Here is a 22,207-nt window from a genome sequence, read left to right on the forward strand (position 1 = left end):
ATAATTCCCGGCAATGTGTTATTGTTTTAAATAAATATTATTTTGCTTCTGCACAGAAAACCCTGTATTGTACGGCAGTAGCAGATTTGAAGTATTCTTTTATTTTTGCAAGATCTCCCGATGCACTTTGTTTGTTGAAATAACTTCCGGCAAGTATTTTATAATTTGGTCTAAGTGAAGCATCTGTTTCCACCTTTATATTGGGAAATCTTTTTCTGAAATATGTTTTAATTTCATTAGCTTCGTCATTACTTTTTACAGTTGTTATCTGTATTTTATAACCTAAAATTCTAGGATTTCTTCTGCAAATTTCGGCATTGGTCAGTTCTCGGCTAGGAACAAACACTTTTGCGGGCTTTGTAAAGGTTTCTTCATCCGAAGTTTTAGAAACTGTAGAATTATTGCATTTATTTTCAAGTGCAGAAATTGCGTCATTTACCTTAGTATCCATAGTTAAGGTAAGAGCAGTTCCGGATAGAGTGTCTTTCTTTACAACTTGTTGTGCATCAACAGTGTAAAAGCCGGTGAAAGATAAAAAAGCAAATATTTTTATTAAATTTTTCATTTAAAGTTGTTTCAGCAAATTTAGGATAATTATAAAAACCCCACAAATGCTACTATTTAGAATAGTTATAAATTAAACTTAAATGACATTTTACCTTTTGTTAAGGTCGTTAAATTCTTCTTAAAAATATTATTTTTGCGGAATTGATTACATACTCAATATTTACTAACATAAGATAATTTAAATGATTAGTTGGAGAAAGCATTATAAAAAAGGGCTGGTTGCAATAGGATTATTGCTGTCAACAAGTGCTTCAATTTACGGGCAAGCCGGCGATCCTAAAAACGGCGAAAAACTTTTCAAGGCAAATTGTACAGCGTGTCACGCACTAGACAAACAGGTTGTAGGACCCGCATTGAAAGGTGTTGTTGATAGATTGAAAAAAGATCAAGGGCTTAATACAGATTGGCTTCATAAGTGGATTAAAGACAATGTAGCTTTAAGAGCTTCTGGCGACAAGTATGCCAATGAAGTTTTCGAAAAGCACAACAAAACTGTGATGCAGCAATTTCCAAATCTTTCGGATAAGGATATTGATGATATTTTAGAGTACACAACTAATCCGCCTGCTCCGGATACAGATAAAGCTGCAGATGCTACCAAAGCGGGTGCAGATACAGCGCAGGCTCCAGCAAGTAATAATACCACTTCTAATGTTGCTATTATTTCACTTTTGGCAATTGCTGGTCTTTTGGTTTGGATTTTAATCAAATTAAGACAGCTTGTAAAATTAGGTCAGTCTGAAGAATTATCAGGGCTTAATGAAACAAGAGTAAAATCTTTCAGCGAAATCTATGCAAAATATCATTACGTTGGTAAAGGGCTATTAGCAATTTTGGCGATTTTGGCAACTTATGGTATTTGGAACTGGATAATGTGGATTGGTGTTTACAAAGGATATAAACCAGAGCAACCAATTTATTTCTCTCACAAAATTCACGCTGGTGAACAGAAAATCGACTGTCAGCTTTGTCACTCAAGTGCTAAATACGGTAAAGTATCCGAAATTCCTTCGATGAATGTTTGTATGAACTGTCACAGAACAATTTCAGAATACAACGGTAAATACCTTGAACCAGGAAAAGATAAAGCATTCTATGATGGTGAAATCCAGAAAATTTATGCTGCAACAGGTTGGGATCCTGCAAAACAACAATATACAGGTAAAACAACTCCTGTAGAATGGACGAGAATTCACAATATGCCGGATTTCGTTTACTTTAATCACTCTCAACACGTTATTGCTGGTGAACAGGCGATTATCAATTCATTCAACAAGAAAAATCCTGACAACAAAATTGACGTAGTTTGTAAAGCTTGTCACGGAAAAATCGATACCATGAATGTTGTACAAATGGCGAACGACTTTACGATGGGATGGTGTATCGAATGTCATAGAACGACAGAAATCGATATGAACAACGGTTATAATAAAGAATACTTCAAAAATCTACACGAAAAGCTTAAAAAGCAATACCCTAAAGATGGCGGTAAGATTACTGTAGATGCAATTGGAGGTCTTGAATGTGGTAAATGTCATTATTAATAACTAAAAAATTAGAAGTATAAATGGCTTCAAACAAAATACAATTTAGAAGTATTCACGAACTTAAAGATCCGGCTTTAAATAATAAGCTGGCTCAGAAAGAGTTCCAAGAAGAAATTCCGGTAGAAGATTTCTTAGAAGGTGCTCAGAAGAACGAATCCGGAACGTCAAGAAGAGATTTCTTGAAACTGTTAGGATTCTCTACAGCAGCAGTTACACTTGCTGCCTGTGAAGCACCGGTAATCAAAACGATTCCTTACGTGGTAAAACCACACGAAATTATTCCGGGTATTCCTAATTATTACGCTTCAACTTATTTTGATGGATTCGATTTTGCAAGTGTTTTAGTAAAAACACGCGAAGGAAGACCTATTAAAATTGAACCCAATCCTGTTGCGGGAGATTTAGGTAAAACAAATGCAAGAGCTCAGGCAAGTGTACTTTCTCTTTATGATAATGATAAAGTAAAACAACCTAAGCTAGACGGTAAAGATGAAACTTTTGATAAAGTAGACGATTTTGTTATCAAAGGTCTTAATGAAGCTCAGGCTTCAGGAAAAAAGATTGTTTTGCTGTCGCATTCTTTTGCTTCACCAACATTCAAAAAATTATTTTCTGAATTTAAAGCAAAATATCCTACTGCCGAACTGGTAACTTACGATGCTTTTCCATATTCTGCAGGTTTAGATGCAGCACAGGAGGTATTTGGTACAAGAGCATTACCAGTATATGATTTTAAAGGAACAGAATTAGTTGTTTCTTTCCAGGCAGACTTCTTAGGAGATTATAATGCATCAGGTTTAGAGTCATCTTATGCTGCGGCTAGAACTCCGGGAGCAAATATGTTAAGACACGTTCAGGTTGAATCTAATATGTCTTTAACAGGAGCTAATGCAGACGAGAGAATCAGACTGAAACCAAGCTTGGTTAACAAAACTTTGGTGGAAGTTTACAATGCAGTTGTAGGAGGAGGTTCTTCAGATAAAGTTGCTTCAGGTATTGCAAAAGAACTTCAGGCGAAAGGTAGCAAAGCTGTCGTTTTTGCAGACGGTTCTAAAGCGGCTCAGGTCTTAGCACATTTAATCAACCAAAAATTAGGTTCTGTTGCTTTCACTGGTAAAGCAAACTTCCTAAAAGAATTTGACAAAGCAAGATTCCAGGAATTTTTAGGATGGGTAAATGCAGGTCAGGTTGGTGTTTTAATCACAAACAATGTAGATCCAATCTATTCTTACAATAAAGGAAATGATTTCAAAAAATCTTTAGAAAAAGTTCCTTATGTAATTGCGGTTACTGATAAAAAGAACGAAATGTATAAAGCAGCGAAAGCTGTAATACCAGTAGCTAACTGGCTAGAGTCTTGGGGAGATTTAGAACCTCAGACAGGTGTTTATACATTAATGCAGCCAACAATTCAGAAAATCTATAAATCTAGACAGATTGAAGAATCTTTATTGGTTTGGAAAAACGGTAAAAACAATGCTGCTAATAATTATTATGATTATTTGAAAGCAAACGCTGCATCTATCCTTGGTGGTACTTCTTTTAATAAAGCACTATATAATGGTTTTGTAAACTCTGCGAATGCAACTTCTTTAGCGTATGCAGGAGGAAATGCAAATCAGGCGATTGCAGAATTAGGAAACTTTAAAGCTTCAGATTTAGAATTAGTTTTATATACAAAGACTTCAATGGGAGACGGAACTCAGGCAAACAATCCTTGGTTGCAGGAATTACCGGATCCGTTAACAAGAATGTCTTGGGATAACTATTTAACTATTTCTCCAAAAGATGCTGAAAGATTAGGCATTGAGAACGATTTGAATGCAAGAATGCAGTTAGATGGTTCTGTAGTGAATCTTACAGTAAATGGCGTTAAAGTTGAAAATATTCCGGTATTCATTCAGCCAGGTCAAGCAGACGGATCTGTTGGTCTTGCAGTAGGTTATGGTAAAAAAGATTCTGGTGCTACAGCTGATACAGGAGTAAATGCTTATCCATTATACGATGGATCTAACTTAGCGGTTTCTAATGTTGCCATTGAGAAAACAGGTGAAGATCATGAGTTTGCTGGAATTCAGCTTCAAAATACTTTAATGGGTCGTTATGATATTGCTAAGGAAGTTCCTTTGGCTGAATTTATTAACGTACCTTTCGATGATGAGCATAAAGGTTGGAATAAACCATTGGAATATCACACCATAAGTGGGGCACTTCCAGCGGGTAAAATAGACCTTTGGGATGCTTTTGATGACACAGACGGCCCTCACTTTAATTTATCTATAGACTTGAACTCTTGTACTGGTTGTGGAGCATGTATCATTGCTTGTCAGGCAGAAAACAATGTTCCAGTTGTAGGAAAAGAAGAAATAAGAATGTCTAGAGATATGTATTGGTTAAGAATTGACCGCTACTATTCTTCTAAACAGAAAGTTGATGTTTATGACGGATTGAAAGAAGGAATGTCTGTTCCGGAACTTTACGGAAGCAGAGTTTTAGGTATTGAAGGAGCTTTAGAAAATCCTGCAGAAAATCCTGATGTTATCTTCCAGCCGGTGATGTGTCAGCATTGTAACCACGCTCCGTGTGAAACTGTTTGTCCGGTTGCGGCAACATCTCATGGTAAGCAAGGACAAAACCACATGGCTTACAACAGATGTATCGGTACAAGATATTGTGCGAACAACTGTCCATATAAAGTTAGACGTTTCAACTGGTTTACATATAACTTGAATGACAAGTTCGATTTCAACATGAATAACGATCTTGGAAGAATGGTTCTTAATCCTGATGTTGTTGTAAGAACAAGAGGGGTTATGGAGAAATGTTCTATGTGTATCCAAATGACTCAGAATACCATACTTGAAGCTAAGAAAGAAGGTAGAAAAGTGGTAGACGGTGAATTCCAAACAGCTTGTTCTAAGGCTTGTTCTACAGGTTCTATGAAGTTTGGAGATATGAATGATAAAGGATCTGAAGTTAGAAAACTATATTCTGATAACAGAAGATATTATTTACTTGAAGAGATCGGAACAAAACCAAATGTGTTCTATCATACTAAAGTAAGAAACAGAGTAGAAAAATAAAGTTTAAATAATAAATAGGTAAAAAATGTCAGGACATTACGAAGCTCCGATAAGGGAACCTCTGATTATTGGTCACAAAACTTATCACGATATCACAGAAGATATTGCACGACCTATCGAAGAAAGAGCAGGTAAATTATGGTGGATTTCACTATATGCAGCCTTGGTTCTGTTCATCTACGGATTTGGCTGTATCGCTTACACTATCGGGACAGGTATTGGAGCATGGGGGCTTAACAGAACTATTAACTGGGGTTGGGATATTACCAACTTTGTATGGTGGGTAGGTATTGGTCACGCCGGTACACTAATCTCAGCGGTATTATTATTATTTAGACAAAGATGGAGAATGTCGGTAAACCGTTCTGCAGAAGCGATGACAATCTTCGCTGTTGTACAGGCGGCTATCTTCCCGGTAATTCACATGGGTAGAGTTTGGGTAGGTTATTGGGTATTCCCTTTACCGAACCAGTTCGGTTCTCTTTGGGGTAACTTTAACTCTCCTCTACTTTGGGACGTATTTGCAATCTCTACTTATTTCTCTGTATCTACAGTATTCTGGTTCATGGGATTAATTCCTGACTTTGCAATGATTAGAGATAGAGCAAAAACACCTTGGACTAAGAAAATTTATACTTTCCTTGCATTTGGATGGGGTGGTAAAGCAAAACACTGGCAAAGATTCGAAGAACTTTCTTTGGTTCTTGCAGGTTTGGCAACACCGCTTGTATTCTCAGTACACACTACTGTATCTTTTGACTTCGCAACTTCAGTAATTAAAGGATGGCACTCTACCATTTATCCTCCTTACTTCGTAGCTGGAGCTATCTTCTCAGGATTCGCAATGGTACAGACGCTATTATTGGTTGCAAGAAAAGTTTGTCACCTTGAGGATTATATTACAATGTATCATATCGAGATTATGAATATCGTAATCATCTTAACAGGTGGTATGGTAACTGTAGCTTATGCAACAGAATATTTCATCGGATGGTATTCAGGTTCTAGATATGAAGACTTTACTTACCTTTCTCCTGGTGCAGCTGTTGGACCTTACTGGTGGGCATTCTGGTCTTTAATTATCTGTAACCTTGTTATCCCGGCTTCATTCTGGTTCAAGAGATTGAGAACAAATATTATCTGGACATTCATTGTTGCATTAATCATTAACATTGGTATGTGGTTTGAGCGTTTCGATATCATCGTAATTAACCTTTCTAGAGATTATTTACCAGGATCTTGGACGATGTTTAAGCCAACAATTATTGATGTGGGTGTATATCTAGGAACAATAGGATTTTTCTCTGTATTATTCCTATTATACGCAAGAACATTCCCTGTAATTGCACAGGCTGAATTGAAATCAATTTTGAAAATCTCAGGTGAAACTTATAAAGCAAAAGAAGGAGATGAGCACCACTAAAATTGTATACGGACTTTATGCTGATGACGACGATTTAATGAACGGCGTTAAAGCATTCAACGATAAAGGAATCGCAATCAACGAAGTTTATACTCCGTTTCCGGTTCATGGACTAGACAAAGCTTTAGGCTTAAAGAAAACAAGAATTTCTGATGCTGCTTTTATTTATGCTTTATATGGTGTGAGTATTGGTGCAACTGTTACCTGGTATGTTATGAATCACGACTGGCCTCAGAATATTGGGGGTAAACCTGCTTTCGACTGGGCACACAATATGCCTGCATTTGTGGTTCCAATGTTTGAATTGATGGTTTTCTGTGCAGCACACATGATGTCTTTAACTTTCTTGGTTAGAAACAAAATGTATCCTGGTGCTCCAGCACAAAACCCAGATCCTAGAACAACGGATGATAAATTCTTAATGGAATTTGTTACCAATGATGTTGAATCTGTGAAACAGTTACTTATTGAAACAGGAGTAGAAGAAATAACCGTTAAAGATGCTTAAAATGAAGAAAAATATTTTAAAAATTACAGCGGTTTTAGGTTTAACTACAGTTTTACTTAATTCTTGCGGACCAAAAGAAAACGCACCTCTTGTTTATTTTCCAGATATGTATTTCCCAGTAGCTTACGATCCTTTGATGAAAGCTCAAGATGCATACTCTGATCATGAAAATGAAATTCCTGCGTTTGTAAGAAATAATGGTGCTACTGGTCTTTCTCCTGTAGAAGGTTCGGTTGCTCAAAATAAAGATGGCGTATTTGAAGAAGGTAAACTTCCAAAAACACCAGATGAATATAATGCAGGATATGATGCATCAAAAGCAATTACCACTTCTCCGCTAAATCCTGCGAATGCTGCAAAAGATTTGGAAAGAGGAAAAATTCTTTTCGATCATACTTGTGCAGCATGCCACGGAACTGGTGGTGACGGACAAGGAACAATTGTACAAAGTGGAGCATATTCTGGTGTACCAAACTACGCAGATAGAGATATTACTGTAGGATCTGTACATTATGTATTAACAAACGGTAGAAATGCAATGGGATCTTATGCAGGTCAATTAAATGCTGGCGATAGATGGAGAGTTGCAATGTATGTAATTAATACATTCAAAAAAGCATCTGCTCCTGCTGCTGCAACTGCTGCTCCGGATGAGAAGAAAGAAACTACCGAAACTAAAAAATAAGAAAAGAAATGTATAGTTTTTCACCAAAATTAAAATCAGCTTCTATAATACTTCTTGTTGTAGGTTTAGTTCTTTTTGCTGTTGGTTTCTTTATGAACAAAGGGATGTCAACAGAAAAAATTGAGCACATGATGGAGGCATTACATGCTTCAGGTCATACTGCTCCTACACATTCAAGCGAAATGGTGGGTCCGCAGGATCATGAAGCACATCTTAAACATGCTGAATTGCAGGTTCATAATTCACCATTAGCAGCTATTCACTTTGTAGCCGTATTCTTTTTCGGAGTTAGCTGCTGTGTATTGTTTTTCTATTGTATTCAGCACGCTGCACACGCAGGTTGGCCAATTATTATCACTAGAGTAATGGAAGCTATTGCTTCTTACATTCCTTGGGGTGGTGCTATTTTGATTATTATTATGATTCTTAATATCACGCACAATGGACATCTTTTCCATTGGATGGATCCTGAATTAACTAGAGAAGGTTCGCCGGAATTTGATGTAATCCTGTTCGAAAAGAAAAGATTCTTGAATATTCCTTTCTACGCAGTTAGAACAATTATCTACGTTGTTGGAGCTTCGTTCTTCGCTTGGAAACTTAAGGCAATGTCTAAAAAAGTAGACGAAACAAAGTCTAGAGTAGATTACCAATATCTTTACAGATGGGCAGTAGGATATATTGCATTCTTCGGATTTGCTTCTGCAGCTTGGGCATGGGATTGGTTAATGTCTATTGACCCTCACTGGTATTCTACAATGTATATCTGGTACTCAATGGTTAGTTGCCTTTCTAGTGGAATTGCTGTTATTATTTTACTAAGTGTATTCTTGAAAAAGAATGGTTTCTTACCACAATTCAACGATAACCACTTACACGATTTAGGCGTATTCCTTTTTGCAACAAGTATGCTTTGGACATATACTTGGTTCGCACAGTTTATGTTATACTGGTATGCAAACGTTCCGGAAGAAGTTAATTATTTCTTCGGAAGATTCGAACACTATTCTTCTACTTTCTTGCCAATGCTTATTGTAAACTTCGTATTGCCATTATTGGTATTAGTAAGCAGCAGCATCAAGAGAAATTACAAAGTAGTAACTACAATGGCTGTAATAGTTATTTGTGGACACATTTTAGACTACTTTAATATGGTAATGCCAGGAACGGTAGGTCCTTACTGGAAGACACCTGAAGTTCTATTGCTGGTATTAGGTTCCATATTATTTGTAGCAGGATTATTTATGTTTACTGTGCTTTCTGCATTAGCTAAATTGAAATTAATTCCTACAGGTAACCCTTACCTACACGAATCTGAAATTTATGAATATCCTTTCTAAATTTAAGGATTACTAATATTAAAAGAGACTGATTTCAATAAATCAGTCTCTTTTTTTTGAACAATTTGTAAGTTTAATTTTTAAAAGGCAACCTTTTTATAATTTGGGAGTCTTTTAAGTGTATAACTTATTATCTTAATTCAATTAAAACTAAACTATGAAAAAGACCTATTTACTGAATTTTCTATTTCTGATATTTTTTAGCTTATTCAATTCACAAAATATCAGATTTGTATCTGAAAAAACAGGTTTACCATTATCTAAAGTGGTTGTTTTTGGAAAGGATGGTAATATTCTTGCAACTTCCGATATTGATGGGAAAATAGATAAATCTGCTATTAAACAAGATCAGGAAGATTTTCAATTGATATATGATAATTTTCCGTTAGCAAAACTTTCATTCAACGAGATCAACAAAGATATTGTTAAGCTTAATGATAAAGTAAAAGATATTGAAGCGGTTGTAATTAAAAACAACAAACCGGCGAAATATATTTTTCTTAAAGGGAATTTTAATGCTTATGTAACGGTTAACGGAAAGCTAAATTGCTACATTGATGGAATTGCCACTTATGTTTTTGATAATAAAACCAAAAAGCTTAAAAGTAAAAATATAGAACAGTATAGATTATTTACACTTCAAAATCCCACGGAAGATCATAAACAGACAAGTCTATTCGATTATAATGCTTTTCTTAATTTGCCAGAGCTTAAAAATGCAGGCAATATAGAAGATTTTAAAATTGGAAAAGCAAATATTAAAGAAATTAAAGGAACATCCAAAGACGAGATTGAAATAAGCGGAAGTGCTTTGCAGGAAAAAGAACTTGCTTTATTCGGTTATAGATTATACGATATCAGTGCTGTTATAGATCACTCTTATGAAAAAGCATCTCAAAAAACCTTACGAGACTTTTTGGAATCGGCTGAAATAGGATATATTAAACTGAAACATAAATCTGAACCGGAATATAATCAACTCATTTCTTACAGAAATTTTTATGTTACAGAAATAGATTTCAGTAACGAAAACGATGTGGAAGGAAAAGTAAGACTCAATAAAAATTATAGCAATTATTCTACAAATTACTGGCAAGAATCATCATTTCCAAATATGCAGTCCGTTTTCTCATCATTTTTTAAAGAAGATCTGAAGGAAAAAGAAAACAAAAAATAAAAAAACGGTATTAATAAAGGTTTTTACTAAATTTGTCGGAAACCATTATTAAAATGAAAAAGTTTTCTTTACTGTTGTTGTTCAGTCTATTCTTGTTTACTTCTTGTAAGAAAGACAGTGTAGATGCATCCACTACTCAGACTTTGCAGTCGAGTATCAACGATATGGCATCGAGTCTTACTACGATAAAGCAAATTAAATTTAATGAAGCTCTTTATATTCTTAAAACTTTCGGTGTTGAAGCAGATGGTGATGTTGCAGAATTAAAAGCACTCGGTCAACTCATTAATGGAAAAAAAGTGCCTGAAATTTTGGCAATGGCAGATCAGGTTGCTCAACAAAATGGAATAGAGTGGGCAAGTACTGCACCGCCTTCATTAGGTGAAATGAATATTTTCGGGGATGATTTAGCAAAAGAAAGCGATCCTAACGATGTTAAAGCAAGTGGATTAAGTATTGCGACTCAATTATCTGGCGATAACGGAAATGGTCCTACTGCTATTCAGATTATTCCTCGTTTGGTGGATAATGCCGGAAATCCGGTTGCATTTACAGGGGCTGGCTTAGAAGCTATATTGGAGGTTTACAGCAACGGAACAAAAATTTCTACGGCAAAAAATCTAATGCAGGATAATAATTTTAAAGGGTTCAATTTAAAATTTGCTTCTTTGTTGGCGTCGAAAATTTATGATAATAAGATCGACATTACTGTTTCTGTTAAAACTACTGCAAAAACGTTTAAAATGTCTAAAATTGGTTTGGATGTTAACCCTTCTGCTCTGAAAGTTCCGGAAGCTCCAAAAACAGATTCTACGATGGTTACCCAAGATCCTAATGCTGTTATCGATCCGAATAATCCCGCAGGAACTCCAACGGGTACAGAACCTTCTGTTTCTGCGCCGGTACAGTCTAAACAGCCAACTGCAGATCCTAAAAATACAGTGAGTAAATTTTTGAATAATGTAAATTCTCAAAATTTGAAAGCCGCTTTTGAGTCGTCCAATAATCCAAGTTGGGGAAGCTACGAATCATTCTCGAATCCTACTTCTGGTTTTGGTGCCATTAAAAGTGTGAGTGTGAAAAATATTACAACCAATGGTTCTTCCACTAATTCATCCAGTGTAAATGCTACGTATGATGTTACCGATAAAAACGGTAAAACCACATCTTTAAAAGCAACATTTGGTCTGAAGAATGTAAACGGAGAATGGAAAATATCCAGTTACAAGATTAATCCCTAAATTATGGTATCCAAAGAACTAATTGCCAAGCTGGAAGCAACTATAGAAAATATTGCAGATTTTCCTATTCCGGGAATTCAGTTTAAAGATATTTCACCTGTTTTTCTTGATCCTAAATTGTATGAAGAAGTCATTAAAGATTTTGTACAATTCAGTAAAGGTAAAGTAGATGCGGTATGCGGAATTGAAAGTCGTGGTTATCTTTTTGGGATTGCCATTGCTGTAGCATTGGATGTTCCGTTTATTTTAATCCGAAAAAAAGGAAAACTTCCGCCTCCTGTTATTTCAGAAAAATATGATTTGGAATACGGAAGTGCTGAAATAGAAACCAGAGAAGGACAAATAAAAAAAGGACAGAGAATACTCATACATGATGATCTTTTGGCAACCGGAGGAACTACAGAAGCTGCAGCAAAATTGGTAGAAAAACAAGGTGCTGAAGTCGTGCAGTTTAGTTTTTTGATTGGTTTAAAAGACCTAAAAGGGGATGATAAGCTAAAAAAATTTGGTGCAGAGATTTATCATATTTTAGAATATTAAAATTAATCTTAACGACATCAAAAAGGAAGATGTTTTTAAAATGAATTTAATTTTGAATGAAATGAGTTAATAGATTTTCAAGTATTTAAGAGGATTCATTAATAATACAAATAAACATTTTGTAAATCATTCAGAAACAATTAAATTTGCAGTTCAATTTTTAAGAATTTATGGCAAAATTGGGAAAAAATGCTCAGGAAGAGCTGGAAGGAAAAGAAACAGTAGAGTTTTTTAAAGATCTCGATAGAGAGGCTTTAAATACAGAAAAATTCCTGGAAAAATATCAAAAACCTTTAAGTATTGCTTTTGTAGTGCTAATTGCAGGAGTTTTAGGATTTTTCGGATATCAGCAATTTATTGTGGCTCCAAAAAATGCAGAGGCAGTAAAAACTTATTTAGCAGCACAGAAAAATCTTACAGAAGGTAAAGATAAAGAAGCTTTTGGAGGGAAATCAGGGGCAAATCCTGGTTTTATGGGAACCTATAACGAATATTCTTCTACTGAAATTGGGAAATTATCTGCTTACAATGCAGGGCTTATAAAGTTTAAAGAAGGTAAATTTCAGGAAGCTTACGATCTTTTAGATAAATTTTCTTCAGATAATAAGACTTTAATGGCGATGAAATATGGAGCAATGGCAGATGCAAAATCTGGTTTGAATAAGAATGATGAAGCATTGTCTTTATTAGATAAAGCAGCTTCTGCATCAGACGATCCATATACTTCTTATTATTTTACAAGAAAAGCTGGTATTTTGGCTTTAGGAATGAAGAAAAATACCGAAGCTAAAAAATACTTTACTACAATCGACGAAAAATATCAGGATTACGACAACGGAATGTCGGATTCTTACATTGAAATGTCTAAATATCTAAACTAAAATGGCAACAGTTAATCTTTCAGATTACAAGCCACTTGATATAACCAATGCCGAAGATTTTTCTATCGGCATTGTTTTTTCTGAGTGGAATGATTTTGTAACACATAATCTTCGTGATGCAGCTTTGGAAATTCTAGAAAAAGAGGGTGTAAAAGCAGAAAATGTAAAGGTTTTTTCTGTTCCCGGTGCTTTCGAATTAAGTTATGCAAGTATGCAACTGTGTAAGGAACGTAAATTTGATGCGGTAATTGCAATTGGTTGCGTTATAAGAGGAGAAACGCCTCATTTTGATTTCGTATGCGATGCTGTAGCGCAGGGAATAAAAGATTGTAATATCCTTACAGATACCCCGACTATTTTTTGTGTTTTAACGGACGATAAAAAAGAACAGTCGATTGCTAGAAGTGGAGGCGATTTAGGCAATAAAGGGGTAGAAGCAGCTGTTACTGCTCTAAGCATGATTAATTTTAGAAGAAATCTATCCGATAAAAAAGGGAATATAGGATTTGGGCATTCTCAAAACCAATAATTTCTGATTGAAGAAAATTTTTAACTTTACTTTAAAAATTACAAATTATGAAATGGACAGACGATAGAAGCGATAATGTAGACGACAGAAGAGGTTCCGGCGGAGGCGGAGCAATCGTTGGAGGTGGTTTAGGAACCATTATTATTGCTGCAATTGTGTTTTTCTTAGGTGGCGATCCTTCTGCAATACTTTCTTCGGGAGTTAGCTCACCACAAAGAACAGAACAGCGACAGCTTACACAAGAAGAGCTCAACACAAAAGAATTTATACGAATGCTTACCAAAGAGAATGAAGAAACCTGGACTCAGGTTTTTGGTCAAAACGGTATGCAATATCGTCCGGCTAGAGTGGTTTTATTTGAAAGAAATACAGATTCGGGATGTGGTACTGCACAATCTGCTATGGGACCTTTTTATTGTCCGGCAGATCAAACAGTGTATATGGATATGAGTTTCTTTAGTGAGTTGCAGCAAAGATTTGGTGCAAAAGTTACCGAGTTTACTGTTGCGTATGTTCTAGCTCACGAGATGGGGCATCATGTACAGAATTTGTTGGGAACACTAGACAAAACGAACGAAGCCCGAAGAAGCGGAAGATATTCTGAAGAACAACTGAATAGAATTTCTGTTGCCACAGAGCTTCAGGCAGATTTTTATGCAGGAGTTTGGGCGAGAATAACAGGCGATCGTGAAAAATCTTTTATTGAACCTGGAGATCTGGAATCTGCCGTAAATGCGGCTGAAGCCGTTGGAGATGATAATATCCAAAAAAGATCTCAAGGATACGTCAATCAGGAGAGTTTTACGCATGGTTCTTCCGAGCAAAGGAAAGAATGGTTTATGAAAGGATACAATACTGGAGATATTCGACAAGGGGATACCTTTAGCCAGTTAACGAGATAAATTTACAACCTGAAGTTTTCTTCAGGTTTTTTTATGAACCTAATAGATATTTTGAACCAAATTTTCAGGAAAAAAGCCGTAAATTTGAAGAGTTCTAAATAAGGAGCTTTATTATTAAAATTTTATTAAATGTTTGACATTCACGAAATTAGAAGTCAGTTTTCTATATTAAATCAGGAAGTAAATGGTAAACCTTTGGTTTACTTGGATAATGCCGCAACATCGCAAAAACCGAATTCAGTTTTAGAAGCTTATAACCGCTATTATACTGAGATTAACGCTAATGTTCATCGTGGAATTCATACTTTGAGCCAATTGGCAACAGAAGAAATGGAACTTTCCAGAAGAAAAATTCAGAAATTCATCAATGCAGAGCATGATTTTGAAGTTATTTTCACGAAAGGGACGACTGAAGGTATAAATTTAATTTCCTATATTTTAACTTCAGAATTAAAAAAAGACGATGAAATAATCATCTCATATCTTGAGCATCACTCCAACATTGTTCCTTGGCAAATGCTTTGCGAAAGAACCGGTGCAAAACTGAGAGTAATACCAATGGATGAAAATGGTGTTTTGCAACTGGAATATTTAGATGAATTTCTTAGTGAAAAAACAAAAGTTGTTTCTTTAAACCAAGTATCTAATGCTTTAGGAGTGGTTAATCCGATCTCGGAAATTACTGCTAAGACAAGGGCAGCTTCAGATGCTTATATCATTATAGACGGTGCACAGTCGGCTCCACATTTTAAGATAGATGTACAGACTTTAGATTGTGATTTTTTTGTTTTTTCCGGGCATAAGATGTACGCTCCTATGGGAACCGGAGTTTTATATGGGAAAAGAGAAATTCTTGAAAAGTTACCACCATTTCAGGGAGGTGGGGAAATGATTGCCACTTGTTCTTTTGACAGAACTACTTATGCAGGTTTGCCTTTCAAATATGAAGCTGGAACACCCAATGTAGGAGGAAACATCGCTTTAGGTGCCGCTGTTGATTTTATCGAAAGAGTAGGACATGAAAATATTCAAAACCATGAAAATGCTTTGTTGGAATATGCCCAAAGACAGCTTCTGGAAATTGAAGGATTAAAAATTTATGGTGAGAAAGCCAATAGAACTGGTGTAGTTTCTTTTAATCTTGAAGGAATAGGTATTTCATCCGATGTAGGGATGATCCTCGATAAAATGGGTGTTGCGGTAAGAACCGGACATCATTGTACGCAGCCAATTATGGATTTCTTTGATATTGCCGGTACTGTAAGAGCCAGTTTTGCGGTGTATAATACCTTTAATGAGATAGATATATTGGTAGAAGGAGTCAAAAAGGCAAAAAGAATGCTTGCTTAAATGGTTTTAGTTAGCCAAACAGAAGTTTTTTGATAACAATTTTAATGTAATAACATTTGTTACATTATAGATTTTAACAATAATTCAAATTTAGTTTTTATGCAGTTTTTGAAGTGTATTTAAATTAATTTTGTCAGCGAAAATTTATTCAATTATGGAATTGTTAGAAAAACTAAACTGGAGATTTGCTACAAAAGCAATGAATGGTAAAAAAATACCACAGGAAAAGATAGACATCATATTAGAAGCGGCAAGGCTTGCTCCTACTTCCAGTGGGCTTCAGCCTTACGAAATTTTGGTCATCACCAATCAGGAGGTTAAGGAGAAAATAAAACCTCACGCTTGGAATCAGTCTCAGATTACAGATTGCTCGCATCTTTTGGTTTTCGCAGCATGGGATAATTATACCGAAGAGAGAATCAATAATATGTTCGATTTAACAAACGAAATTAGAGGATTCAAAAATGAAGGTTGGGAAAACTACAGACAGCAGCTTTTACAGGTGTATCCTCCGAGACCGGCTGAAGAGAATTTTACTCACGCAGCAAAACAGGCATATATTGGTTTTGGAGCCGCTATTATCGCAGCAGCTTTTGAAGAAGTAGATTCAACACCCATGGAAGGGTTTTCTCCTGATGCAGTAGATGAAGTTCTGAATTTAAGAGAGAAAGGACTAAGAAGTGTTCTGCTTTTACCGTTAGGCTACAGAGATTCTGAAAACGACTGGTTGGTAAATCTTACCAAAGTAAGAAAAACAAAAGAAGATTTCATTACTGAAATTAAATAACGAGTGTTTGGGATAAGCAATATTTTAATCTTTAGTTTAACTTTGCATTTTATTATAAATCCTTATTTCAACTCAGATTAAATAACAATTATTTTATAAAAACCGGCTTTCAAAATTTTGAAAGCCGGTTTTATTTAGTTTAGAATTTCACAGATTAATTATAAGCAAGAATTGCTTTAAATTGTTAATCTGTTTAATAATTTGGTTTCCAATCTACTACAGCTCGTATAAATGCTTCTGCATTTTCTACAGGGATGTTAGGTAAAATTCCGTGTCCCAAATTAGCAATGTATTTATCTTTACCAAAACGGTTTATCATTTCAGTTACCATTTTTTTAATGGTTTCCGGAGTAGAATGTAATCGAGAAGGATCGAAATTTCCCTGCAATGTTACAGAATTGTTGGTGAATTTTCTTGCAAGTTCCGGAGTTATGGTCCAATCTACTCCAAGAGCAGATGCTTTAGATTTTGCCATATCTTCTAATGCAAACCAACATCCTTTTCCGAAAACTACAACATGAGTTAATGGGCTTAATGCATCTACAATCTTATTGATGTATTGTAGCGAAAATTCTTGATAATCTGCTGGAGAAAGCATTCCTCCCCAAGAATCAAAAACCTGAACTGCAGATACTCCTTTTTCTACCTTTCTTTTTAAATAAGCAATTGTGGTGTCTGTAATCTTCTGTAAAAGTTGGTGTGCCGCTTCTGGCTGTAAGAAACAGAAAGATTTAGCAATGTTGAAATCTTTGGATCCTCTTCCTTCAATACAGTAACAGAAAATAGTCCATGGGGAGCCGGCAAATCCGATAAGAGGAATCTCGTTGTCCAGTTTCTGTAAAGTAAGTTCAATGGCATCAAAAACGTATCCTAAAGTATCATCTACATCGGGAACAACCACATTATCTACCTGTTCGGCTGTTCTAATAGGTTCTTCAAGCCAAGGTCCTACAGATTCTTTCATTTTAAAATCTATTCCCATAGCTTGCGGAACTACCAAAATATCCGAAAATAAAATTGCAGCATCCAAAGGAAATCTGCGGATCGGTTGAACTGTGATTTCAGATGCTAATTCAGGAGTTTGGCATCTCGTAAAAAAATCATATTTATCACGAAGTGCAATAAATTCCGGTAAATATCTTCCTGCCTGTCTCATCATCCAAACAGGAGGTCTTTCTACAGTTTCTCCACGAAGTGCTTTTAAATATAGGTCGTTTTTAATCATAATCTTGATAGATATTATAGGTTTCAGGATTAGATTTTGCTAATCTTAACCTTGTTTTTGATAAGCGAAATTAAATTCAGCAAAGTATTCTCTTTACTGGTGAAAATTTCAGCTTTTGTAAGTTTTTTCAGTTCTTTGGAAGTGGTTTCACCTATCGAAAAAAGAAGAGTGTTTTCCAGAGAATTATTTTTCGCAAAACTACGAACTCCACTTGGGCTAAAAAAAACTATTGCATGATATTTTTCATGTACCTTAGGATTTAGTTCTTTCGTCTCATAGACCGTAACTTTTTTATACTGAATATTCTGTAGCGGAAGCTCCCGATCCAGAATATCTAATGCAAGATTTCCACAAAAATGAAGAAATCTTTCCTGAGCACAGTTTTCTATAATGAAACGGGAAAGAGTTTCTGCGTTTTTTAAGACTTTAAAGGTTCCAAACCTGTTTTTTCTAAGTTCTTTTTTGGTCTTCTCACCTACACAGTAGATTTTATTATAATTTTTTTCGGTAAAATCTTCATGAGGCTGAAAACCGTTTTCAAAAAATGCTTTTACACCGTTACTACTTGTAAATATGATAGATTTATCTTTTAAATCGAAATTTTTTACAGGAAGAGATGTTGTTTTTATGACCTCTATGCAGTCAGCCGAAATATCGTCTCCTAATTTCTCAGAAAGATAATTTTTATTGATATTTTTAGTGAATAAAATGTTCATTTCTCAATTGCCTTTTTTAAGTGGCAATATTTAATGTAAAGGTCGCAAAGTTTTTTTAAATGCTAACTATTAATGGGCTTGAAAAGCTTTGTTCTATTGGAGAAGAAATGGAAAAATTAGTTTATGAATTTATTTTAAGGCTTTTCCTTTAATTTTAAATCGGCTACTTGATATCTCACTTTGCTCATAAAATCTTTTCCGGGATCTTCTTTTTCTGTGAAATATTTAGAATCAGTTTCTTTCCATAATTTAGAATTTCTGAAAGCTCCATATTCAGAATGCCCGATCAGATATTCAATTTTATATTTTTGAGTTAAAAGTCTGATGAGCTGAGCATTGGCAACGACCTGTTTCTCTGTAAGCGGTTGGGTTTTACTGCCAATATTTTCAATTCCTATGGCGCAATAATTAAGACCGATGGTGTGTCTAGCAAATTGATAGGGTTCCATTAACTGATAAACAGTTCCGTCTCGGTCGATAATAAATTGTGAAGAAACGTTTAATTTACTTTGTTTTTTTAAGGTATTTCTTGCACTCTCAAGATAGGTTTTGTTGAAGTATTTAAAATTACTTTCAACATTTCCTGCGGCAGTATAATGAAGGACAATTATTTTCGGAGTAATGGTTGCCGTTTTCTGTATAAGACCATGATGGTCTTTGAGATATTCTAAACTAAGCTGAATTCTTTCCGGAGAATAATTAATGGGTTTTTTGATGATTTTTAAATCTGAATTTTGTGCAAAACTGAAATTCAGAATCATTAAAAAAATAATGGAAGTTATCTTCTTCATCATAAAATTATTTTGAATATTGATAATGCCCTGTAATGGTAAATTTAAAAAGACAGTCTTCCAAAACCTGTCCTGCACCGATGTTATGAACAATTAAATATCGTTTTCCGTCTGCGGATTTTTTGTTGACAACTATTCCGATATGGGTTAGATTTCCAGGAAGTAGCCATGTAACAATATCTCCGGGAACGTATAATTCAGGTTTTGTTTCCGTTGATTTGGAAATTCCGAATCTGCTGAAAAATACCATAAGATTAGGAACTCTTCGATGATCTATATTGGTGTCTGGTCTTTTTAAACCAAATTTTTTAGGATATAAAGAAAAATTCTTCTTCATATCTTCATGCACTTCTTTCTGTAAATCGATGCCTAATTTCCTGTAAGCTCTTATAATTACATCTGTACAAACTCCTTTATCTGCAGCAACATCCCCATTAGGATAATTTATCGTGATGTATGAAGGATCATAGGTTACCTTATCTTTGGTTAAAGCTAAGGCGGAGGTTGACAGTTTCTGTGCAAAAGGGTTTTGTGCATTTGCAGTAAAGAGGACAAATAAAAAAATAAAGAACGAAAAATACTTTTTCATAGGCAGAAAACTTAGAACCAAAAAGTGGAAAATTAAAAAGAAGTTCTGAAAATAAAGTATAATAACTTTATTAATTAACTGAAAAATAAAACTTTATAATTGAGTTTTAATTTCAGCCATTAATTCTTTACCCCCATTTTCTAATACAATATTAGCAAATTTTTCACCGAAATTTTCGTCCTCATTATATTCAAAACTTTCATCGGTTGAGATGCAATTTTTACCGTCCAAAGAACATAGTGCGGCTTTAAATCTTACCTGATTTTCTATTATTTCTGCAAAAGCACCAATTGGAGCTGTACACCCGCCTTCTAATGTACTTAGGAAATTTCTTTCAATTTCAACACAAATTTGGGTTTTCTGGTGATTAATTTTTTTAAGGATATCGTTTATTTCTTTTTTGTCAGAATGTCCTGCAACAGCAACTACGCCTTGTGCAGGGGCAGGAATCATCAATGGAAGCATTTCGTAGTTAATTTCCATATTCATTCTTTTAATTCCTGCTAAGGATAAAAGTGTTGCATCGAAATCCTGCTCTTCAAGTTTTTGAAGTCTGGTTTGTATATTTCCACGGATATCCGAAAATTCTGCTTCAGGATAATATTTAAGCCAAAAAGCTCTTCTTCTTAAACTGCTTGTTGCCAGTTTAAGTTCATGAAACTCTTTATTTTCTGCAGATTTTCTTCTGATAAGCACGTCTTGTGGATGATCTCTTTCGAGATACGCAACGAGTTCAATGCTTTCCGGAAGTTTTGTAGGAACATCTTTTAAAGAATGAACTGCAATATCAATCTCATCATTCAGCAGAGCAATATCCAAATCTCGGGTAAAAACACCTGTAATTCCTAAAGAATAGAGCGGTTTATGGAGGTTTTTATCGCCAGAAGAAACGATTGGGATAATTTCTGTAAGATAATTGAGGTTTTGTAATTGTCTTGCAACTTCTCTAGCCTGCCACATTGCAAGCGCCGAATTTCTGGTTCCTATTCTAATGCTTTTCATTGAATTCTTTATTGGGTTGTTCAACTAAAATTTCGTGCATTAATTTACTAATTTCTTCGGCTTTTAAAGGGTTATCGATGATATATTTTGCAAAACGGCTCGTAATTTTTTGAATCATTTTATCTGAAAGCTCCATGTCGTTGATATTGACATATTTATTCTTTCTGTAGAAATTATGCATTTCGTTGCGTTCCATATTTTTAAGAACAGCTTTGAAATGATGAATGTTAGGAGCCAATTTTCTCTTTTTTTCCCATTCGATAAAATCCTTAGCCATTTCTTTGATGATTTTTTCGGCTTTCGGAATTTCTTTTTCTCTTTGCTGAATAGTTTCCTGAATTTGTTTGGAAAGCTCATCAACATCAATTAAGGTAACATGTTCCAGTTCAGAAACACTTTTATCCACATTGTTTGGGATAGAAAGGTCGATAACCAGAATTTCTTTTCCGCTCGAAAAATGAGATTGGTTGATAATGGGAGATTTTGCCCCTGTTGCAACAATTAAAATATCGGTATCATTCAGTTCACGATCAAAATTATTATAATCGATATTCGGAATATTGTATTTCTCTGAAATCTTGGCAGCTTTTTCCTGAGTTCGGTTAGCGATTTTAATTTTCGGCTGATAAACGTGTTTTACCAAGTTTTCTACCGTGTTTTGTCCGATTTCTCCTACACCGAGAAGTAAAATGTTTTTTTCGGTAATTTTCTTTTGATTGTTTAAAATATAATGTACCGCAGCATAAGAAACCGAAGCTGCTCCGTTGGAAATGCCGGTTTCATTTTTTATTTTCTTTGAAATCTGAATCGCAGAATTAATCGATCTTTCTAAAAATGGATTAGAATTTTTTCTTTCCCTTTTAAAACGGGCGTAAGCTTTTTTAATTTGCCCTATGATTTCGAAATCTCCGATAATCTGGCTTTCCAAACCTGCTGCAACCCTAAAAAGATGGTTTAAAGCTTCATCTTTTGTTAAAATATTGGCAAACTGAAGAAAATCTGAAAGATTTACACCAATGGTTTTGCAGTATTCTTCTGCTACAAAAAGATAATTGGAAGTAGTGGTGTAAATTTCTGTCCTGTTACAGGTAGAAACCACAAATGCATCCCCAAGATTCTCCTGATGGATTCTTTCAACAAAATTTTTAATATTATCATCAAAAAAAGCAAATTTCCCTCTTGTTTCTACATCGGCTTTTTCGTAGCTCACCGATAGAACGGCAAAATTTGAGGTCTGATGAATATTATTATACTGTGTCATAATCAGCTGCAAATTTACATATTTTTTGCCGAATGATTCTCTGATTCTCTGTATGATAATTAT

21 protein-coding genes are annotated in these 22,207 nt (G+C 34.9%); 14 read left to right on the forward strand and 7 right to left on the reverse strand.

The window, feature by feature from the left end; genetic code table 11:
* Positions 1-37: 37 nt before the first annotated feature.
* The gene (locus MTP08_RS00515; protein WP_243576603.1) at positions 38-565 is read right to left on the reverse strand and encodes an SPOR domain-containing protein; all 528 of its coding nucleotides are present in this window, start codon (positions 563-565) and stop codon (positions 38-40) included.
* A gap of 184 nt (positions 566-749) precedes the next feature.
* Here MTP08_RS00515 and MTP08_RS00520 point away from each other — a divergent pair, with 184 nt between their 5' ends.
* From MTP08_RS00520 to MTP08_RS00585, 14 genes are all read left to right on the forward strand, one after another.
* The gene (locus MTP08_RS00520) at positions 750-2,111 is read left to right on the forward strand and encodes a c-type cytochrome (protein ID WP_243576604.1); all 1,362 of its coding nucleotides are present in this window, start codon (positions 750-752) and stop codon (positions 2,109-2,111) included.
* A 23-nt stretch (positions 2,112-2,134) separates the two neighbouring features.
* Positions 2,135-5,197 carry a TAT-variant-translocated molybdopterin oxidoreductase gene (locus tag MTP08_RS00525; RefSeq protein WP_243576606.1) on the forward strand — a complete coding sequence of 1,021 codons (3,063 nt, stop codon included), beginning with the start codon at positions 2,135-2,137 and terminating at the stop codon, positions 5,195-5,197.
* A gap of 25 nt (positions 5,198-5,222) precedes the next feature.
* On the forward strand, positions 5,223-6,620 hold the full coding sequence (nrfD, locus tag MTP08_RS00530) for an NrfD/PsrC family molybdoenzyme membrane anchor subunit (RefSeq protein ID WP_209389606.1): 1,398 nt from the start codon (positions 5,223-5,225) through the stop codon (positions 6,618-6,620).
* Entirely contained in the window at positions 6,607-7,128 is a 522-nt protein-coding gene (locus tag MTP08_RS00535; protein ID WP_243576607.1) for a DUF3341 domain-containing protein, read from the forward strand. The genes nrfD and MTP08_RS00535 overlap by 14 nt, the downstream gene beginning before the upstream one ends.
* The gene (locus MTP08_RS00540) at positions 7,121-7,813 is read left to right on the forward strand and encodes a c-type cytochrome (protein WP_243576608.1); all 693 of its coding nucleotides are present in this window, start codon (positions 7,121-7,123) and stop codon (positions 7,811-7,813) included. The genes MTP08_RS00535 and MTP08_RS00540 overlap by 8 nt, the downstream gene beginning before the upstream one ends.
* Positions 7,814-7,821: 8 nt before the next feature.
* Positions 7,822-9,153 (forward strand): quinol:cytochrome C oxidoreductase, encoded by a 1,332-nt coding sequence (locus MTP08_RS00545; RefSeq protein WP_243576609.1) that lies wholly within the window; start codon positions 7,822-7,824, stop codon positions 9,151-9,153.
* A 157-nt stretch (positions 9,154-9,310) separates the two neighbouring features.
* Positions 9,311-10,330 (forward strand): hypothetical protein, encoded by a 1,020-nt coding sequence (locus MTP08_RS00550; protein WP_243576610.1) that lies wholly within the window; start codon positions 9,311-9,313, stop codon positions 10,328-10,330.
* 53 nt (positions 10,331-10,383) lie between these two features.
* The gene (locus tag MTP08_RS00555; protein WP_243576611.1) at positions 10,384-11,571 is read left to right on the forward strand and encodes a hypothetical protein; all 1,188 of its coding nucleotides are present in this window, start codon (positions 10,384-10,386) and stop codon (positions 11,569-11,571) included.
* A 3-nt stretch (positions 11,572-11,574) separates the two neighbouring features.
* Positions 11,575-12,111, forward strand: a complete 537-nt coding sequence (locus tag MTP08_RS00560) for an adenine phosphoribosyltransferase (RefSeq protein WP_243576613.1) — start codon at positions 11,575-11,577, stop codon at positions 12,109-12,111.
* A 170-nt stretch (positions 12,112-12,281) separates the two neighbouring features.
* Positions 12,282-12,992 carry a tetratricopeptide repeat protein gene (locus tag MTP08_RS00565; RefSeq protein ID WP_243576614.1) on the forward strand — a complete coding sequence of 237 codons (711 nt, stop codon included), beginning with the start codon at positions 12,282-12,284 and terminating at the stop codon, positions 12,990-12,992.
* A gap of 1 nt (position 12,993) precedes the next feature.
* Positions 12,994-13,521, forward strand: a complete 528-nt coding sequence (ribH, locus tag MTP08_RS00570) for a 6,7-dimethyl-8-ribityllumazine synthase (RefSeq protein ID WP_243576615.1) — start codon at positions 12,994-12,996, stop codon at positions 13,519-13,521.
* A 47-nt stretch (positions 13,522-13,568) separates the two neighbouring features.
* The gene (gene ypfJ, locus MTP08_RS00575) at positions 13,569-14,423 is read left to right on the forward strand and encodes a KPN_02809 family neutral zinc metallopeptidase (RefSeq protein ID WP_243576616.1); all 855 of its coding nucleotides are present in this window, start codon (positions 13,569-13,571) and stop codon (positions 14,421-14,423) included.
* Between the two features lie 129 nt (positions 14,424-14,552).
* On the forward strand, positions 14,553-15,773 hold the full coding sequence (locus MTP08_RS00580; RefSeq protein WP_243576617.1) for an aminotransferase class V-fold PLP-dependent enzyme: 1,221 nt from the start codon (positions 14,553-14,555) through the stop codon (positions 15,771-15,773).
* A gap of 154 nt (positions 15,774-15,927) precedes the next feature.
* Positions 15,928-16,560 (forward strand): NAD(P)H-dependent oxidoreductase, encoded by a 633-nt coding sequence (locus tag MTP08_RS00585; RefSeq protein WP_243576619.1) that lies wholly within the window; start codon positions 15,928-15,930, stop codon positions 16,558-16,560.
* A 193-nt stretch (positions 16,561-16,753) separates the two neighbouring features.
* Here MTP08_RS00585 and hemE read toward each other — a convergent pair whose 3' ends face one another.
* From hemE to hemA, 6 genes are all read right to left on the reverse strand, one after another.
* Entirely contained in the window at positions 16,754-17,785 is a 1,032-nt protein-coding gene (gene hemE, locus MTP08_RS00590) for a uroporphyrinogen decarboxylase (protein WP_243576620.1), read from the reverse strand.
* A gap of 29 nt (positions 17,786-17,814) precedes the next feature.
* Positions 17,815-18,501: a uroporphyrinogen-III synthase gene (locus MTP08_RS00595; protein WP_243576621.1), complete on the reverse strand. Its 687-nt coding sequence runs from the start codon at positions 18,499-18,501 to the stop codon at positions 17,815-17,817.
* Positions 18,502-18,635: 134 nt separating this feature from the next.
* The gene (locus tag MTP08_RS00600; protein WP_243576622.1) at positions 18,636-19,295 is read right to left on the reverse strand and encodes an N-acetylmuramoyl-L-alanine amidase; all 660 of its coding nucleotides are present in this window, start codon (positions 19,293-19,295) and stop codon (positions 18,636-18,638) included.
* Between the two features lie 4 nt (positions 19,296-19,299).
* Positions 19,300-19,881, reverse strand: coding sequence for a DUF1287 domain-containing protein (locus MTP08_RS00605; protein WP_243576623.1), 582 nt, complete (start codon positions 19,879-19,881; stop codon positions 19,300-19,302).
* A 93-nt stretch (positions 19,882-19,974) separates the two neighbouring features.
* Complete coding sequence (gene hemC, locus MTP08_RS00610; RefSeq protein WP_243576624.1) at positions 19,975-20,883, reverse strand: hydroxymethylbilane synthase; 909 nt, start codon at positions 20,881-20,883, stop codon at positions 19,975-19,977.
* A complete protein-coding gene (gene hemA, locus MTP08_RS00615; protein WP_243576625.1) occupies positions 20,870-22,144 on the reverse strand; it encodes a glutamyl-tRNA reductase in 1,275 nt (424 codons plus the stop codon). Before hemA ends, hemC begins: the two co-directional genes overlap by 14 nt.
* Positions 22,145-22,207: the final 63 nt, after the last annotated feature.

The organism is Chryseobacterium oryzae, from assembly GCF_022811665.1.
GTDB lineage: Bacteria > Bacteroidota > Bacteroidia > Flavobacteriales > Weeksellaceae > Chryseobacterium > Chryseobacterium oryzae.

What these genes read in the sequence shown, in the direction of transcription:
- MTP08_RS00515 (WP_243576603.1), bottom strand. Translation starts at nt 565, where the DNA reads ATGAAAAATTTAATAAAAATATTTGCTTTTTTATCTTTCACCGGCTTT.
- MTP08_RS00520 (WP_243576604.1), top strand. Translation starts at nt 750, where the DNA reads ATGATTAGTTGGAGAAAGCATTATAAAAAAGGGCTGGTTGCAATAGGA.
- MTP08_RS00525 (WP_243576606.1), top strand. Translation starts at nt 2,135, where the DNA reads ATGGCTTCAAACAAAATACAATTTAGAAGTATTCACGAACTTAAAGAT.
- nrfD (WP_209389606.1), top strand. Translation starts at nt 5,223, where the DNA reads ATGTCAGGACATTACGAAGCTCCGATAAGGGAACCTCTGATTATTGGT.
- MTP08_RS00535 (WP_243576607.1), top strand. Translation starts at nt 6,607, where the DNA reads ATGAGCACCACTAAAATTGTATACGGACTTTATGCTGATGACGACGAT.
- MTP08_RS00540 (WP_243576608.1), top strand. Translation starts at nt 7,121, where the DNA reads ATGCTTAAAATGAAGAAAAATATTTTAAAAATTACAGCGGTTTTAGGT.
- MTP08_RS00545 (WP_243576609.1), top strand. Translation starts at nt 7,822, where the DNA reads ATGTATAGTTTTTCACCAAAATTAAAATCAGCTTCTATAATACTTCTT.
- MTP08_RS00550 (WP_243576610.1), top strand. Translation starts at nt 9,311, where the DNA reads ATGAAAAAGACCTATTTACTGAATTTTCTATTTCTGATATTTTTTAGC.
- MTP08_RS00555 (WP_243576611.1), top strand. Translation starts at nt 10,384, where the DNA reads ATGAAAAAGTTTTCTTTACTGTTGTTGTTCAGTCTATTCTTGTTTACT.
- MTP08_RS00560 (WP_243576613.1), top strand. Translation starts at nt 11,575, where the DNA reads ATGGTATCCAAAGAACTAATTGCCAAGCTGGAAGCAACTATAGAAAAT.
- MTP08_RS00565 (WP_243576614.1), top strand. Translation starts at nt 12,282, where the DNA reads ATGGCAAAATTGGGAAAAAATGCTCAGGAAGAGCTGGAAGGAAAAGAA.
- ribH (WP_243576615.1), top strand. Translation starts at nt 12,994, where the DNA reads ATGGCAACAGTTAATCTTTCAGATTACAAGCCACTTGATATAACCAAT.
- ypfJ (WP_243576616.1), top strand. Translation starts at nt 13,569, where the DNA reads ATGAAATGGACAGACGATAGAAGCGATAATGTAGACGACAGAAGAGGT.
- MTP08_RS00580 (WP_243576617.1), top strand. Translation starts at nt 14,553, where the DNA reads ATGTTTGACATTCACGAAATTAGAAGTCAGTTTTCTATATTAAATCAG.
- MTP08_RS00585 (WP_243576619.1), top strand. Translation starts at nt 15,928, where the DNA reads ATGGAATTGTTAGAAAAACTAAACTGGAGATTTGCTACAAAAGCAATG.
- hemE (WP_243576620.1), bottom strand. Translation starts at nt 17,785, where the DNA reads ATGATTAAAAACGACCTATATTTAAAAGCACTTCGTGGAGAAACTGTA.
- MTP08_RS00595 (WP_243576621.1), bottom strand. Translation starts at nt 18,501, where the DNA reads ATGAACATTTTATTCACTAAAAATATCAATAAAAATTATCTTTCTGAG.
- MTP08_RS00600 (WP_243576622.1), bottom strand. Translation starts at nt 19,295, where the DNA reads ATGATGAAGAAGATAACTTCCATTATTTTTTTAATGATTCTGAATTTC.
- MTP08_RS00605 (WP_243576623.1), bottom strand. Translation starts at nt 19,881, where the DNA reads ATGAAAAAGTATTTTTCGTTCTTTATTTTTTTATTTGTCCTCTTTACT.
- hemC (WP_243576624.1), bottom strand. Translation starts at nt 20,883, where the DNA reads ATGAAAAGCATTAGAATAGGAACCAGAAATTCGGCGCTTGCAATGTGG.
- hemA (WP_243576625.1), bottom strand. Translation starts at nt 22,144, where the DNA reads ATGACACAGTATAATAATATTCATCAGACCTCAAATTTTGCCGTTCTA.